Annotated in this window: 14 protein-coding genes and 1 pseudogene; 2 read left to right on the forward strand and 13 right to left on the reverse strand. The window is 48.7% G+C overall.

The annotated features are described in order from the left end of the window. Window positions 1-98 precede the first annotated feature (98 nt). The 13 genes and pseudogenes from lpxA to rpsB all read right to left on the reverse strand — a co-directional run bounded on the left by lpxA (window position 99) and on the right by rpsB (window position 13095). A pseudogene (gene lpxA / locus C2M29_RS16325) lies at window positions 99-868 on the reverse strand (acyl-ACP--UDP-N-acetylglucosamine O-acyltransferase). A gap of 2 nt (window positions 869-870) precedes the next feature. Beyond that, window positions 871-1323: a 3-hydroxyacyl-ACP dehydratase FabZ gene (fabZ, locus tag C2M29_RS16330; RefSeq protein ID WP_105190796.1), complete on the reverse strand. Its 453-nt coding sequence runs from the start codon at window positions 1321-1323 to the stop codon at window positions 871-873. Between the two features lie 21 nt (window positions 1324-1344). Continuing rightward, entirely contained in the window at window positions 1345-2370 is a 1026-nt protein-coding gene (gene lpxD, locus C2M29_RS16335; RefSeq protein WP_105190797.1) for a UDP-3-O-(3-hydroxymyristoyl)glucosamine N-acyltransferase, read from the reverse strand. After that, on the reverse strand, window positions 2370-2888 hold the full coding sequence (locus tag C2M29_RS16340; protein WP_105190798.1) for an OmpH family outer membrane protein: 519 nt from the start codon (window positions 2886-2888) through the stop codon (window positions 2370-2372). The genes lpxD and C2M29_RS16340 overlap by 1 nt, the downstream gene beginning before the upstream one ends. Window positions 2889-2898: 10 nt before the next feature. Continuing rightward, window positions 2899-5370 carry an outer membrane protein assembly factor BamA gene (bamA, locus tag C2M29_RS16345; protein WP_105190840.1) on the reverse strand — a complete coding sequence of 824 codons (2472 nt, stop codon included), beginning with the start codon at window positions 5368-5370 and terminating at the stop codon, window positions 2899-2901. 204 nt (window positions 5371-5574) lie between these two features. Further along, window positions 5575-6927, reverse strand: a complete 1353-nt coding sequence (gene rseP / locus C2M29_RS16350) for a sigma E protease regulator RseP (protein ID WP_105190799.1) — start codon at window positions 6925-6927, stop codon at window positions 5575-5577. Next, window positions 6927-8126, reverse strand: coding sequence for a 1-deoxy-D-xylulose-5-phosphate reductoisomerase (gene ispC / locus C2M29_RS16355; protein ID WP_105190800.1), 1200 nt, complete (start codon window positions 8124-8126; stop codon window positions 6927-6929). Before ispC ends, rseP begins: the two co-directional genes overlap by 1 nt. Further along, the gene (locus C2M29_RS16360) at window positions 8123-8989 is read right to left on the reverse strand and encodes a phosphatidate cytidylyltransferase (protein ID WP_105190801.1); all 867 of its coding nucleotides are present in this window, start codon (window positions 8987-8989) and stop codon (window positions 8123-8125) included. The genes ispC and C2M29_RS16360 overlap by 4 nt, the downstream gene beginning before the upstream one ends. Window positions 8990-9005: 16 nt before the next feature. After that, window positions 9006-9773 (reverse strand): polyprenyl diphosphate synthase, encoded by a 768-nt coding sequence (gene uppS, locus C2M29_RS16365; RefSeq protein WP_442792577.1) that lies wholly within the window; start codon window positions 9771-9773, stop codon window positions 9006-9008. Window positions 9774-9873: 100 nt separating this feature from the next. Then, window positions 9874-10431 (reverse strand): ribosome recycling factor, encoded by a 558-nt coding sequence (frr, locus tag C2M29_RS16370; RefSeq protein ID WP_105190803.1) that lies wholly within the window; start codon window positions 10429-10431, stop codon window positions 9874-9876. Between the two features lie 13 nt (window positions 10432-10444). Next, complete coding sequence (pyrH, locus tag C2M29_RS16375; RefSeq protein WP_105190804.1) at window positions 10445-11191, reverse strand: UMP kinase; 747 nt, start codon at window positions 11189-11191, stop codon at window positions 10445-10447. A gap of 212 nt (window positions 11192-11403) precedes the next feature. Beyond that, window positions 11404-12255, reverse strand: a complete 852-nt coding sequence (gene tsf, locus C2M29_RS16380; protein ID WP_105190805.1) for a translation elongation factor Ts — start codon at window positions 12253-12255, stop codon at window positions 11404-11406. Window positions 12256-12366: 111 nt separating this feature from the next. After that, window positions 12367-13095: a 30S ribosomal protein S2 gene (rpsB, locus tag C2M29_RS16385; RefSeq protein WP_105190806.1), complete on the reverse strand. Its 729-nt coding sequence runs from the start codon at window positions 13093-13095 to the stop codon at window positions 12367-12369. Window positions 13096-13374: 279 nt separating this feature from the next. On the opposite strand from rpsB, the gene map reads away from it, so the two are divergent. Continuing rightward, window positions 13375-14175 (forward strand): type I methionyl aminopeptidase, encoded by an 801-nt coding sequence (gene map / locus C2M29_RS16390; protein ID WP_267894164.1) that lies wholly within the window; start codon window positions 13375-13377, stop codon window positions 14173-14175. Between the two features lie 17 nt (window positions 14176-14192). Next, window positions 14193-16823: a [protein-PII] uridylyltransferase gene (glnD, locus tag C2M29_RS16395; RefSeq protein WP_105190808.1), complete on the forward strand. Its 2631-nt coding sequence runs from the start codon at window positions 14193-14195 to the stop codon at window positions 16821-16823. Window positions 16824-16843 lie beyond the last annotated feature (20 nt).

Here is a 16843-nt window from a genome sequence, read left to right on the forward strand (position 1 = left end):
TTGCTATACAGAAATAAATCAGACATAAAAAAGCGCTAACCGAATTTACCAATCGCGTTAGCGCTTTTTCTACTATTTCTGCCCTGCTAGCAGCTCTATTAACGGATAATACCGCGAGTAGAGTTGGTAACCAGGTCGATCATCGGCTGAATAGCCGGGAAGTTAGCTACTTCTTCTTGCAACTGTGCCAGCGCCTCATCGGCCTTAAGCCCCTTACGGAACAAGGTCTTATAAGCACGGCGCAGGGCCATGATTTCGTCGGGCTCAAAACCGCGACGCTTCAACCCTTCGGTGTTAATCGCTACGGGGCGCGCTGGTGTGCCAATGGTAGTGACATAAGGAGGCACGTCCTGATTCACCCCGGAGTACATGCCGATAAAGGCATGGGCACCCACTTTACAAAATTGATGCACGCCAGAGTTACCGGCTAGGATCACCCAGTCGCCGATGTGCACATGGCCCGCTACACTCGCGTTGTTCGCGAAAATAACGTTGTCGCCAATCACAGCATCATGCGCAACATGGGTATAAGCCATAAATAGGTTATTGCTACCAATTTTAGTGATACCTTCGTCCTGAATGGTGCCACGGTGAATGGTGGCGCATTCGCGAATAATATTGTTATCACCGATGATCAGCTGCGTCGGTTCATCCTTGTATTTTTTATCCTGGCACGCCTCGCCTACCGATGCGAATTGAAAGATGTGGTTATTTTTGCCGATTTTCGACGGCCCTTTCACTACCACATGAGATTAATAATAGTACCTGCACCGATTTCAACGTCATTGCCTATATAGCTATAAGGACCAACTTGAACATCGTCAGCAAGCTTTGCACCGGGTTCGATAATTGCGGTCGGATGGATCACGATTAAAACTCTCTTCTTGCACACATTAGCTCGGCGCTGCACACGACCTTATCGTCGACACGTGCTTCACCGTAGAATTTCCACATATTGCGACGCTCTTTTAAGAACTTCACATGCAAATGCATGGTGTCACCAGGTAACACCGGCTGCTTAAAGCGCGCATTGTCGATGGCTGCAAACAAGTATAGCTCGTTCTCACCACGATTTTCTGTGGTTTTAAAACCCAATAGGCCCGTTGCCTGGGCCATGGCTTCAAGGATCATCACGCCAGGGAAGATTGGCTGGCCAGGAAAGTGCCCAGTAAAAATCGGCTCATTTACGGTCACATTTTTTACTGCATGCAGGCTTTCACCCGGTGTGTAATCCAGTACTTTATCCACCAACAGCATCGGATAACGGTGCGGTAGTAAACTCATTATCTCTTGAATATCTAAGCTATTTAACTGATTAGCCAACTTCTTTTCCTTAAAACAAAGTTATTCTTGTGACTTAAGCTCGGCCTCAATGGCCTTGATACGCTTGTTCATGTCACCAATATTGCGCAGGTGCGCTATGGTACGACGCCACTCTTTATTCTTACTGTGCGGTAACCCAGAGGAGTAAATACCCGGTTCACTGATACCACTGGTGACCATATTCATGCCGGTTAATACCACCTTATCGCAGATCTCCACATGACCTGTAATAGCACTGAGGCCACCAATCTGACAATAACGGCCTATTTTGGTACTACCTGCCACCACGGTACATCCGGCAATGGCGGTGCCCTCGCAAATTTCCACATTGTGGGCAATCTGACACTGATTATCGATGATCACATTATCGTGGATAATGGTATCGTCGATAGCACCACGGTCTATGGTGGTACTGGCACCAATCTCTACGCGGTTGCCGATTATAACAGAGCCGATTTGCGGGATCTTCACCCATTGGCCGCGTTCATTGGCATAACCAAAGCCATCGGCACCTATCACGGTATTGGCCTGTACTAAACAGTGCTCGCCCAGCTGCACCTGATGGTAAAGGGTAACGTTATTCCACAACTTAGTGTGGGCACCAATATGCGCTTCTTTGCCAATAAAGCAATGTGAGCCGATCTGTGCATGATCGCCAATGACGGCTCCTGCTTCGATCACCACAAGTGGGCCAATATTGGCACTGGCACTTACCTTGGCATCAGGGCTGATCACCGCACTTGGATGAATGCCCTGAGCCGACGCCGGCGTGCTGTCGAGCAGCTGCGCTAGCTTGGCATAAGCCACATAAGGGTCCTGGCAGATCAGTTTGTTGCCAGCGAAATGCTCGGCATCAGCAGCACTTAGGATCACCGCACCGGCTTGGGTATCGGCCAGCTGGCTGCGGTATTTTTTATTTGCTAAAAAACTAATATGTGCCGCAGTTGCTTTTTCAAGCGTCTGGATGCCAACGATTTCAAGGGTGCCTTCGCCTATGAGCTCGGCACCTAAATGTTCGGCGATGTCAGCTAAGCTTTTTGCCATCATTACTTCTTACTTACGCGCTCAACCACTTTCTCTGAAAGGTCAGTTACTTCTTTAGGGTTGAAGTAGATAGTACCGTCTTTAACCTTAACTTCATCGAAGTCACCGTCTTTAGCGATTTCTTCAATGGCTGTGATAATGGTTTTTTGTAGCTTGGCCAGCTCTTGATTTTGACGCTGTTTGATCTCCTGCTCTAGCGGACGACCTTTTTCAGCAAGCTGCTTTTGCATGCCATTGATCTTTTCGCCTAGCGCCTTTTTCTGGTCTTCGCTCATAGTCGGCGCTTCACGCTGAAACTTTTCCATTTCAAAGCGGATATCACCCTGAAGCTTTTCGATCTCTTGGCGACGTTCAGAAAATTCGCTTTTTAATGTGTTTTCGATCGCCGCAGTTTGTGGCACCTGAGAGTAAATAGTTTGCATATCAACGATGCCAACTTTGTGCGCCAAAGCCTGTACCGAAGTACCCATGGTTAGCGCGCCTAATACTACTAGTGCTGTGTTTTTAAATAGTTTTTTCACAGAAAACTCCTTAGAAAGTGTTACTAATGTTGAAGCTAATAGTCTTGGTATCATCATCTTCTTCTTCTTGCAACGGATAAGCAAAACTAATTAGCATTGGCCCCATGGGCGAGATCCACTGGATTGAAAGACCAGTTGAAACCCTGAAGCGACCTGGATCGGAATAATCATCCAAGCGCGCACGCTCATTGGGCTGAAGGCTTTGATAACGGTCAACGTTAAACTCTGTATCCCATACGTTGGCCGCATCGACAAAGAAACTGGTACGAACAGAACTGCTGTTCTCTTCATCTAAAAACGGTGTTGGAACTATCATTTCTAAACCCGCCACCGCTTTGGCATTACCACCTATACGACCGGCAAGTTGCAGGGTATCGAACTCCTCGGCACCACCGATATTGCCGGTAGGCGTACCATCGGGCAAGGTTGTACCTGGGATATTCTGCGGTGAACGTACCACCGCACGTGGCAAGATGGTGTTACGGTCAAAGCCGCGTAATTCCTGCTCGGTAATACGGAAAAACTCCTGTACCGGCAAGACCTGGTCATAGCCATTGGTTTCACCATAACCATTACCATATCCCAACGCAGCTCGCGCCGAGAATACCCAACGATGATCATCGCTCACCGGCCAGTAATAACGCGAATCATAGTTAATCTTAAAGTAGGTCAGATCCGAGTTTGGTGTAGTCGCCGATAGGTTTAGCGACTGACGCGAACCTGCCGTTGGGAACATACCACGGTTAACGGTCACACGAGACCAACCGGCGCTGAGCTCATACTTGGTAAACTCAAAGCCCGCATCCGGGTTTTCCGGATCGAGGAAGGTTTCACGCAGCACTCGCGTTTGCTCGTATTCGGCCAAATCGGATAGCTCTTCTTCTATCCAACGCACCCCAAAGTTCAAACGGTTTACCGCATTGACAGGAAAGCCGATATTAGTGCCGATACCATAGCTTTTCGATTTATAGTCGATCAGGCTGAACGCACTGGCATCATAGTTACGATAGAAAATACTCGAACCTTGTGACACACCGTCAGGGGTGAAGTAAGGGTCGGTATAAGACAGACTGATGCTTTCAGAACCACGCGAGGTGTTGATATTAAACGCCACCTGGTTACCGCTACCGAGGAAGTTTGACTCGCTGATACCTATGTTAAACTGCAGACCATAGTAAGAACCGTACGCCAAACCTGCGGTAAAGCTACCGGCAGACTGCTCTTTAACGGTAAAGCCTACATCGACCTCATCATCCACACCGGGCACGGGATTCACCTCAAATTCGACATTTTCCATGTAGGGCAAACGTTGAATCTGTAATTTTGAGCGCTCAAGGTTTTGGTTTGATAACCAGGCACCTTCAAGCTGAGTCATTTCACGACGAATGACTTCATCGGCAGTACTTTGGTTACCGGAGATATCAATACGACGCACATAAACACGCTTGCCCGGATCGACAGACAGCACCAATTGCACTTCTTTAGTCTCATCATCGATTTCAGGAATGGTGCGTACCACGGCATTGGCATATCCAAAACGGGCCAGATAACTCTTAATAAATTCTTCCGATGCGGTCACCACTGAGCCATTGTAAAGCTCACCAGCCTTGAGCGGGACAACGCTGCGGATCAACTCTTCTCGACCAAGTAGGTCACCAATGAAGTCAAAACCCTTGACCCTGTACTTCTCGCCTTCGGTGACGTTCGCAGTCACATACACGGACTCACGCTCGGGACTAACCGATACCTGGGTCGAGTCGATATTAAAGCGTAAATAACCACGGTCGAGGTAATAACTGCGAATTTTTTCTAAGTCGCCCTCGATGGTCTGCTTTTGATAACGATCCGAGGACATAAACTTCCACCACGGCAAATCTTGTTGCGACTCCACCAGGCCCAGAAGCTCCTCATCTGGGAATAATTCGTTACCAACGATATTAATTTGGCGAATTGAGGCGGCATCACCTTCATCAAAATTAAGTTTAAGGCGCACACGGTTACGCGGTAAGCGAATTATCTCAAGATCGAGCTTGGCGTTGTATTTACCGATACTGTGAAAGAATTCGACCAAGCCTTTTTGCACATTATCCAAGACCGTTCGATCGAGAGGCTCACCGGTACGAATATTCTGCTGGTTCAGACTCTCATTCAACTGCTCGTCTTTAATGTCTTTATTGCCCTCAAACTCAATGGCGCTGATGGTGGGTCGTTCGGTGACCTTAAAGACGATTTTATCACCATCTCGGTAAACTTCGATATCATCGAAATGGCCAGATTTATAGAGTGCTTTAATGGTTTTTGACACCGTATAGGTATCAATTTGGTCACCCACGTTAATCGGGATATGGGTCAGCGCGGCGCCTAAAGCAACTCGTTGCAGACCTTCAACTTTCAAATCTTCTACGATAAAGGATTCTTGGCCCAGGGCGGCGAAACTGGCCCCTAATAAACTCGTTACTGCCAAATGTTTTTTTATAGCCATTTTATTATCTTTGTCCTTTACTACAGTGTCTTCACCCAAACGCACTATCTTAGAGTTCGTTTTACGCACGGCTGTTTTGGTTTGGGCCATCGGCTGCGTCTCATACAGCCATCTTATCATTGCTGTTTGGCTTACACAGCAGTTTCTTTATCCACCCGGCTCAGTTTTTACCTATAAAATAGCCAAGCCGGCGGTAACCTCAGGTTACAATCGCGCAATGTCATTTAACAGCGCGAACGCAGTAAGCGCCAATAATAACGTTGCACCGATGCGAAAACCAATTTCTTGTGTCTTTTCAGAGACTGGCTTTTTGCGAATAAGTTCAATTATGTAATACATTAAGTGGCCACCGTCGAGTACCGGTAGAGGCAACAAATTAAACACCCCAAGACTCACGCTGATAAGTGCTAAAAAGCTTAAAAACGCGACGAAACCGTAGCTTACGCTAGTTCCTGCCCCAACCGCAATGCCTACGGGGCCACTGATATTCTTAATCGATACCTGGCCTGTAACCAAATTGGCAATCATTTCAAAACTCAGACTGATCATCTGCCAGGTTTTAGCAACCCCAAGACCAATGGCCGTCACTGGGTTGTAACTGCGAGTCACAATCGCATCTTCGGGCCAGGGCTCCACCACCGGCACCACGCCAAGGTAGCCCCGGCTAAAGCCATCCTCGTTGGGTTTATCGGCCGGGGTTACGATTACGTCCATACCGCTTTTGCCACGCATAACATGAAATTGCAGCGGCTGCTCCGCAGAGCCTTCTATTTTCTGGACCAGGGCAGGCCAGGATTTAATCAGCTTACCCTCGACACTGATCAGCACATCACCCTCTTGTAACCCGGCTCGTTCCGCCGGCGAGTCCGGTGCAACCATGGCCAAAGTAAGGGTGGCATCGGGACGAAACGGCACAATACCAATAGACGCCAATGGCGATTGGTCGCGCTGTTGTAAGCTCCAGCCTTCAAGATCCAACACCTTGACACTCTGCGTCCCCGATGGCGCTTGTATTTTAACATTGACGCTGTCATCACCCAGATGCTGCATCAGTGCCAGGGTCACTTCCTGCCAGTCCTGCGTGCGCTGGCTACCCACCTCGAGAAGCTGATCGCCCTCTTTTAAGCCCGCGACCTGAGCACGGCTTTGTGCACCGACATCACCAATAATAGGCTTCACGGATTGCACGCCGATGACATACATCAAACTTAAGGCAACAATAGCGAATAAAAAGTTAGCGATGGGGCCGGCACTGACAATGGCAATGCGGGCATACACGGACTTGGCATTAAAAGACAGGTGACGCTCATGCTCGGCGACCTTATCGACCCGCTCGTCGAGCATTTTTACGTAGCCGCCCAGGGGGATCATCGCCACCACATACTCGGTGCCGAGCTTATCATGCCAACGAATTAATGGTTTGCCAAAGCCGATCGAAAAACGCAGCACCTTTACGCCAGCCTTGCGGGCCACCCAAAAGTGGCCGTATTCGTGCACGGTAACTAAGATGCCCAAAGCAACAATAAAGGAGCCTAGGTGCCACAGAAATTCGAACATTATTTTACCCTACTCTTAATTTGCCGCTGTGCCACGCGCCTTGCATCGCTGTCGCACTGTAAAATTCCCTGTAAACATTCATCGTATTGGGTCGACATAGTCGCCAAGGTGTCGGCATTTACCGCATAAATGTCGGTAAAGCGAATCTGCCCGGCTAAAAATGCCGCCACCGCTTCTTCGTTTGCGGCGTTAATAATGGTGGTCGCACTCTGCCCCGCTTTGCACGCTTCCATAGCAAGACGTAGGTTCGGGTAGCGATTAAAGTCGGGGGCATGGAAGCTAAAATCCTTCATGGCGCTGAAGTCCAACGGCGCTACACCAGCATCAATGCGCTGTGGATAGGCCAAGGCATGGGCGATGGGGGTGCGCATATCCGGCTGCCCCATTTGTGCCAGCACTGAACCATCACAGTATTGCACCATGGAGTGAATCATACTCTGCGGGTGGATCACCACCTCAATATCATCGGCGCTGGCATTAAACAGCCATTTGGCTTCGATAAATTCAAGGCCCTTATTCATCATGGTCGCCGAGTCAACAGAGATTTTTTGACCCATGGACCAATTGGGATGTGCCACCGCTTCGGCGACGGTAATATCGGCAAAGGTTTCAAGAGCGCGCTCGCGAAACGGACCGCCTGAGCCGGTCAATAAAATTTTACTGACTCCATGTGTGGCCAAGGTGGCATCATGATGACCCTGGATGGCTTCGGGCATACATTGGAAAATGGCATTATGTTCGCTGTCGATGGGCAACAAAGTAGCGCCGTGTTGACGTACCTTGTCCATAAACAATTGTCCGGACATCACCAAGGATTCTTTGTTTGCCAGCATCACCACCTTAGCCGCTTCAATGGCGTAGAAGGTAGGAATAAGTCCGGCGGCACCAACGATGGCAGACATCACCATATCGACATCGATATGCTGACAGAGCATGGCCATATCCTGCTCATAGTCCACTACCTGGGTAGATAGGCCCAACGCGCTAAGACGCTCGGCCAGTTGCCTATTTGCATCAGCGCAGGACAAGGTCGCAAATTGCGGCTTGTGCTTAACACAATCACCAACCATCTGCTCAAGGTTACGTCCAGCAACCAAGGCAAAGACCGAATAGTGCTCTTGGTTGCGAGCAATCACATCCAGGGTACTTTGGCCGATAGAACCGGTAGAGCCTAAAATGGTGACTCTTTTGTTACTCATAGGGTCATAGTCCAGGCGTAGAAGACCACAAAAATAGGCGCGGCTGCGGTAAGGCTGTCGATTCGGTCAAGAATACCACCGTGGCCCGGTAAACACTTGCCACTGTCCTTCATGCCCGCCTGACGTTTAAACATGCTCTCTAACAGATCGCCGACCGCAGAAAACGCCGCAACAATGACCGCCATCAGAGCATAAGGCGCCCACATGCCCGGCTCTATCCCTTTAAAATAACAAAACGCCAAGACAAATATGGCGGCGCTTAGCAAGCCACCAACAAAGCCTTCGATGGTCTTATTCGGGCTTACCTTGGGCATGAGTTTATGCTTACCAAAGTTTTTACCACAGAAATAAGCGCCGATATCGGCACACCAGACGATGCCTAACACCGCCAAAATCAAATAGGAGCCAAACTGGCTAGACTCGCCATAGTTGGCGCTGCGCAATACACACAAGGCCAGCCACAGTGGCGCCAGGGTCAATACCCCGGAAATCGCGCGCATTAAATATCCCTGCGACCAGGCATCGCTGAATTTGGGGTACCGCACCACGAGAATCGTGGCCACTATCCACCAGGCCAGCGCCAGGGTGAACACATAGTTGATATCCGGTAGCATTTGTCCCTGCTGCCAAAGCGCGGTGATCGGCCAGTGCCATTGCATTACCGCCACCAAAACCGCGACCAAAGCCACATAAACGAGTCGCTTAGCGCGATTACAAATGCCCATTAACGCCGACCATTCGTAGGCGCCCAATAACACTATGCCGCCGGCACAGTAACTAAACCAATCCAGGGGGGCTAAAAATACTAATGCAAGGGCCAGTGGCGCCAGCACCAGTGACGTGATAATTCGTTGTTTAAGCAAGTCTTATACCTTCAACTTAGGGCTGAGCGTGTGAGAGTAATTGTTTTATTTGTTCACCGGTACATCCGAACCGACGTTCTCTCGATACATAGCAGGCAATGGCCTCTGCAAAGACCGACTCATTAAAGTCGGGCCATAACGTAGGCGTGAAATAAAGCTCAGCATATGCCGCCTGCCAAAGCAGGAAATTACTGATGCGCAGGTCACCACCGGTGCGGATCAATAAATCCAGTTCACTTTGTTCATTTAGACTAATATGCTTTGCCAGCGAGTGCTCGTCAATGTCATCCGCTGTTAATTCACCTGCCGATACCTTAAGCGCCAACTGTTTTGCGGCTTGGGCGATATCCCAACGACCACCATAGTTTGCGGCGATATTCAGCCGCAGCCCGGTATTTTGGGCTGTAAGCGCTTGTGCTGCAGCTATCTTCTCTTGTAGCTTTTCGGAAAAGCGACCTAGGTCGCCAATGATGGATAATTTAACGTTATTTTTATGCAGCTTTTTCACCTCACGACCAAGAACCATTAAAAACAGTTCCATCAGCGTGGTGACCTCATCTTCCGGGCGTCGCCAGTTCTCACTGCTAAAGGCAAATAAGGTTAACGACTCGATGCCCAGCTTCGAGCAAAACTTCACTGCTTCTCGAACCGCATCAACCCCTTTTTTATGGCCGTACACCCGCGGGTGTCCCTGAGCCTGCGCCCAACGACCATTACCGTCCATGATAATTGCCACATGTTTGGGCAATAATTGCTGCGAAATTTGTTCTGCGTCTAAAGCCATGTAACTCAAATTATCCACAAAAAAACGCCGCCTAGTATACCCTAGACGGCGTTACAAACCTAATGGCAATTTATGAGCAATACGCTCATAAAATAAGCATTTAGATTTCCATCAACTCTTCTTCTTTAGCGCTTAGTTGCGCGTCCATTTCTTTGATGTACTTGTCTGTTAGCTTTTGGATTTCGTCTTCGCCTTGGCGCGCTTCATCTTCAGAGATATCTTTATCTTTTAATAGTGCTTTGATATCGCTGTTAGCATCACGACGAATATTACGTACCGCTACACGGCCGCTTTCCACTTCACCACGTACGATCTTGATAAGGTCCTTACGACGCTCTTCGGTAAGTGGAGGAAGAGGAACACGGATAACGGTGCCCGCTGACGCTGGATTTAGACCCAGATCCGAAGTCATAATAGCCTTTTCAACCGCTTGCGCTAAAGACTTATCGAATACGCTGATCGCCAGCGTACGCGAGTCTTCGATGGTGACGTTAGCAACTTGGTTCAGCGGTGTATCGGCACCGTAATAAGAAACGGTGATGCCGTCTAGCAGTGCTGGGTGAGCACGGCCAGTACGGATTTTAGATAGTTGGCTGCCAAGTGCGGCTACACTTTTTTGCATGCGCTCTTGCGCACTTTTTTGAATGTCGTTTATCACGCTAGTATCCTACTTATTTTGTCTCACTCGAGGGTTCTGAAGAAATGAGAGTTCCCTCTTCTTCACCCATGATGACGCGCTTAAGCGCACCAGGTTTATTCATGTTAAAGACACTGATTGGCATTTTATGGTCGCGCGCCAAGGTAAAGGCGGCCAAATCCATTACTTTCAGTTCTTTTTCAATTACTTCATTATAGGCAAGATGACGATAAAGGGTTGCTTCAGGGTTCTTCACTGGATCGTCACTGAATACACCGTCTACTTTTGTAGCTTTAATAACCGTATCGGCTTCGATCTCGATACCACGTAGACATGCCGCCGAGTCGGTCGTAAAGAAAGGGTTACCCGTACCAGCTGAGAAGATCACCACACGGCCCGACTTCAACAAGCTGATAGCCTCTGCCCAGTTGTACGCATCACATACACCATTTAGTGGAATGGCCGACATCAAACGAGCATTAACAAATGCACGGTGCAAAGCATCACGCATAGCCAGGCCATTCATTACCGTTGCCAGCATGCCCATGTGGTCGCCTACTACGCGGTTCATCCCTGCTTCTGCAAGTGAACCACCACGTAAGAAGTTACCGCCACCGATAACTAAACCCACTTCTACGTCGAGTTCTACGAGCTCTTTAATTTCCTGAGCCATGCGATCGAGTACTTTAGGATCGATGCCGAAGCCCTCGTCTCCCATTAAAGCTTCACCACTTAATTTAAGTAGAACACGTCTAAAAATAGGTTTGCGACTAATATTCATATTTTCCCGGCCAATAACGAATTGTAGATAAAAAATAACCGCGCCTATGTGGGTACATAAGAGCGCGGTTATTCTAATTAATTTTGCTGGACGACGCAAAAGCAAATCATCGCTTTTGCTCACTTATGAGCACTGTTTTCCTTGCTAAATGCAAAGACACACGAGGCTGATAAGAGGATTGCCACAGCATGCTTTAATAAAAGCTTAAAGGCTTATTCGCCTTTAGCAGCGGCTACCTGAGCAGCTACTTCAGCAGCGAAGTCTTCTTCTTTCTTCTCGATACCTTCACCTACTTCTAGGCGAACGAAAGCTGACACTGACGCGCCACGCTCTTTAAGCATTTCGCCAACAGTTTGCTTAGGTTCCATGATGAAAGCTTGACCAGTAAGTGAGATTTCACCAGTGAACTTCTTCATGCGGCCAACAACCATCTTTTCTGCGATTTCAGCTGGCTTGCCTTCGTTCATAGCGATTTCTACTTGAACTGCTTTTTCTTTTTCAACAACATCAGCAGGTACGTCTTCTGGGTTTACGAACTCAGGCTTAGACGCAGCAACGTGCATGGCAACGTGCTTAAGTGTTTCTTCGTCAGCTTCGCCAACTACTACAACACCGATACGGTCGCCGTGACGGTATGAAGCTAGCTTGTCACCTTCGATGTACTCAACGCGACGTACGTTGATGTTTTCACCGATTTTAGCAACTAGGGCAACACGCGTTTCTTCGAACTGTGCTTGAAGCGCTTCGATGTCTGCTTTTGACTCAACAGCAGCGTCAAGTACTTGGTTAGCAAAACCTAGGAAGTTTGCATCTTTAGCAACGAAGTCAGTCTGACAGTTAACTTCAAGAAGCGCAGCGAAACCGTTACCTTCTTTGATAAGGATTGTACCTTCGGCAGCGATGTTACCAGCTTTTTTAGCAGCCTTTGCAGCACCACTCTTACGCATGTTCTCGATCGCTAGATCGATGTCACCGTTAGTTTCAGTTAGTGCTTTTTTACAATCCATCATGCCAGCGCCAGTGCGCTCGCGTAATTCTTTAACTAGGGCAGCAGTTACAGCCATGGGAGTTTCCTCAAATCAATGTTTAGAGCAAGTGACCAAACGTCACTTTGAATTAAGAATATCAAGTCTTCACCACTTTAGGATGAAGACTTGATGACAAGCGAGTCGCGATTACTCAGCTGCGACGAAATCGTCTTTTTCAGCTTGAACGGCGATGTTGCTTTCACGGCCTTCAATAACAGCAGTAGCAACTGCGTCAGTGTAAAGCTGGATAGCACGGATCGCGTCGTCGTTACCAGGAACGATGTAGTCAACGCCGTCTGGGTTAGAGTTAGTATCAACGATAGATACTACTGGAATGCCCAGGTTGTTCGCTTCTTTGATAGCAATGTGCTCGTGATCGGCATCGATAACGAAAAGTGCGTCAGGAAGACCGCCCATATCTTTGATACCGCCAAGGCTCTTTTCAAGCTTAGCCATTTCACGAGTAAGCATTAGCGCTTCTTTCTTAGTTAGCTTCTCAAACGTACCGTCTTGGCTTTGAGTTTCAAGATCTTTAAGACGCTTGATTGACTGGCGAACAGTTTTCCAGTTAGTAAGCATACCACCTAACCAGCGGTGATTTACGTAGAACTGGTCACATTTAACTGCCGCTTCTTTTACTGCTTCGCTTGCAGCGCGCTTAGTACCAACGAAAAGTACTTTACCTTTGTTAGATGCAGCATTCTGTAAGAAGTTAAGTGCATCGTTGAACATAGGTACAGTTTGCTCAAGGTTGATGATATGAACCTTGTTACGCGCACCGAAGATGAACGGCTTCATCTTAGGGTTCCAGTAACGAGCTTGGTGACCGAAGTGTACACCCGCCTTAAGCATGTCGCGCATTGAAACGTTTGCCATTGTATTTTCCTCTATATAATTTAGGGTTAAGCCTCCACATATCCCATAGCACCAACACCGTGGAATTATTCCTAAGTGCACCCAAGTGTATGTGTCGATATGTGTGTGTGTTAATATTAAATGGTTATGTCTTCGTTACAGACAAGCCACTCGCAGTAAGATGATTTTTACCGGCGGTGATTTTATTTGTAAAAAGACGGCGCGCTTTATACCATATTAGCGACCAAGACTCAAATTTTTGTGCACTATTTGTGCGCAGCAAACATCTTAAAAAACCGAATTGGAGCATCAATGACTGCAGTGATCAAAACCCCGGAAGAAATCGAAAAAATGCGCGTTGCAGGCCGTTTGGCCGCCGAGGTGCTGGAAATGATCGGCCCTTATGTAAAACCTGGGGTGACCACTGATGAACTCAACACCATTTGTCACGACTACATAGTTAATGAACAGGATGCGATCCCGGCGCCGCTGAACTACCACGGCTTCCCTAAGTCCATTTGTACCTCGGTTAACCATGTTATTTGTCACGGTATTCCAAACGACAAACCGTTAAAAGAAGGTGATATCATCAATATCGATGTCACCGTGATCAAAGACGGTTACCACGGCGACACCTCAAAGATGTTCCATGTTGGTCAACCGACAATTCAAGGCAAGCGTCTGTGTGAAGTGACTCAAGAAAGCCTTTACCTGGCCATTAAAATGGTCAAACCGGGCGTGCGTTTGGGGGATATCGGCGCCGCTATCCAAAAGTTTGCCGAAGGCTTTAGTTATTCGATTGTACGCGAGTACTGTGGCCACGGCATCGGCAAGGAATTCCACGAAGAGCCACAAGTCATGCACTATGGCCGCCCGGGTACAGGCGAAACATTAAAGGCGGGCATGTGCTTAACGATTGAGCCCATGGTGAACGCCGGTAAGCGTCAATGTAAATTGCTGAAAGACGAATGGACAGTGATCACCAAAGACCGTAGCCTGTCGGCGCAGTGGGAACACACCCTGCTAGTGACCGACAACGGTGTTGAAGTCTTGACGCTGCGTAGCGACGAAGACCTGCCGCGAGTGATTGAGCATAGTTAATTAGCAAGGATAACTAAGTGGCCCTACCGAATAAACTAAAAGACCTGCTAGAGCAGGCGAGCAAATTGGATGAATACAAGGCCTGTAGCCAATACTTTTACAAATGGCTGGGCAACCAATTTGATAAACAACCGGTAGGCTCGCTTATCCGCGCCCGCGCCGAATACATAGACCGCCTGCTGATCAAGCTATTTCACAGCTGCAATCTGGCGCATGAAACCGAGCTGGCCTTGGTCGCCGTAGGCGGTTACGGACGCGGCGAGTTACACCCCTATTCCGATATCGACTTTTTACTGTTAGTCAGCAGCGAGCCGGCCCCAGAGCTGTGTGAAAAAATTGGCCAATTCGTCACCCTGTTATGGGATCTCAATCTCGAAATTGGTCACAGCGTGCGTACCCGTGAGCAGGTCATAGAGCAAAAGCGCGAGGACGTCAGCTTCGCCACCAGTTTGCTGGAAAGCCGCTTAATCTTTGGTAACCACATCGAGTTTGAAAAACTCAAAGAGCATATTTTGCAAACGCCGGTGTGGGGCTCCGACGACTTTTTTATCGCCAAACGCCAAGAGCAAGACCTGCGTCACCGCAAGTGTCATGGCACGGCCTACAACCTGGAACCCAATATCAAGGAAAACCCAGGCGGTCTGCGAGACCTGCAAACCATTATCTGGGTAGCGAAAAAACACTTCCAGGCCGAAGCCCTTGAGGAACTGATCAACCACGGTTACCTCACCCACGAAGAATATCAGGAGCTGTTGGAGTGTTTGGAGAACCTCTGGAATATTCGCTTTGCCCTGCATTTAGCTGCCGGGCGTAACGAAAACCGCCTGCTGTTCGACCATCAGCCCCATGCCGCAGCAATTTTAGGTTTTGGTAGTGATGGTAAGGCTTCGGTCGAGCGCATGATGAAGCGCTTGTTTCGCATTATGAGCCGAGTACGCGAACTCAACCAAATGCTGCTGGCCTATTTTGAGCAAAGTATTTTGCCGGACCAGCGCCAACTGCCTGTCGTCGAAATCGATCGCAACTTTGAGCGCATCGGTCATCAAATTCGGGTAAAGAACCCCTCGGTGTTTTTCCGTCGAGACCAATTGCTGGCCTTGTTCGAGCATATTGCCGATCACCCGGAGATCACCCATATCTATCCCAGCACCATACGCACCATGCGCCAGGTGCGCCGTCGTTTGCTGGGCGATTTGCAAGACTACGCCGGTTGTCGCGACGCCTTTATGCGCTTGGTGAAGCACCCTAACGGCATGGGCCGCGCCTTTACCCTGATGCATAAGCACGGCATTTTGGCGGCCTACTTGCCGCAGTGGCGCAATATTTTCGGGCAGATGCAGTTTGATCTATTCCACGCCTATACCGTGGATGAGCACACTCATAGATTAATCAACAACATCTACCAGTATGGTGATAAAACCCGGGTCAGCGACTTCCCCATCTGCAGTGAAATCGTTACCCGCATGGACAAGCCCGAGCTCTTATATTTAGCGGCCATTTTCCATGATATCGCCAAGGGCCGCGGTGGCGACCACTCAGAGCTTGGTGCCGTGGACGCCCTCGCCTTTGCGCGCTTGCATCAGTTGCCCACTTCCGATGGCAAGCTGATCGCCTGGCTGGTCGAAAACCACCTGTTGATGTCGGTCACGGCGCAGCGTAAAGACATTAATGATCCGGATGTGATTAACGAATTTGCCGGCAAGGTTAAAAATGAGCGCCAGCTCGACTACCTCTATTGTTTAACCGTGGCGGATATTCGCGCCACCAACGACAACCTGTGGAACGACTGGAAAAACACCCTGCTGCGCGAGCTCTATCTGCATACCCAGCGAGCTCTGCGTTTAGGACTGGAAAACCCAATGGATATGCGCGACCAAATTCGCGATAAAAAACATCAGGCTAAGCAAAGGTTAATCAATCTTGGTTATGATGAGGGACAGATCGACCTGCTGTGGAGTCGCTTTAAAGCGAATTATTTTACCGCCTTTAGCGAACAACAAATTTCCTGGCATTGTGAGCACTTGCTAAGCGCCGAGGACTTGTCTCAACCAAGCGTTACCGTGTCGCCAGAGCCCATGCACGGCGGTACTCAGGTCTTTGCTTATAGCCCCTATAGCGCCAGTCTCTTTGCGCGTCTGGTCAGTGTCATCGGCTCTAAAAAAGCGCAAATCCAACATGCCCAGGTGATGACCACCAAAGACGGTTATGTGATTTTTAGTTTTGTGATTTTAGAGGTCAATGGCGAACCATTAACCAAAGGCCGAGGCAACGGCATTAAACGCGCTCTGGAGCTGTTTATGCTCGATCCCAAGAAGAAGATCCGCATTAAAAAGAATCGCTCACAACGCTTTAAAGACTTTAATATTAAGCCCAAGGTGATATTACGCCCGCATGCCCATGCGGATCGCAGCTTAATTGAAATTCAGGCGGTGGATATTCCCGGCTTATTGACCAAAATAGCCCAGGTATTCCAACGTCACCAACTGCATATTCATGCCGCGCGCATCACCACGGTGGGCGAGCGCGCAGAAGACTTTTTCGTCGTGTCTAACAACGACTACAAGGCCTTGACGGATGAAGAACAGGTTAAAATTCATCAAGCGCTGAGGAAGAAACTAAACGCCGATAACGAAGCCACAACGGCTTAGTTAACGAAACAAAGAGGATA

The sequence above is a fragment of the Pseudoalteromonas sp. T1lg48 genome (assembly GCF_002964785.1).
GTDB lineage: Bacteria > Pseudomonadota > Gammaproteobacteria > Enterobacterales > Alteromonadaceae > Pseudoalteromonas.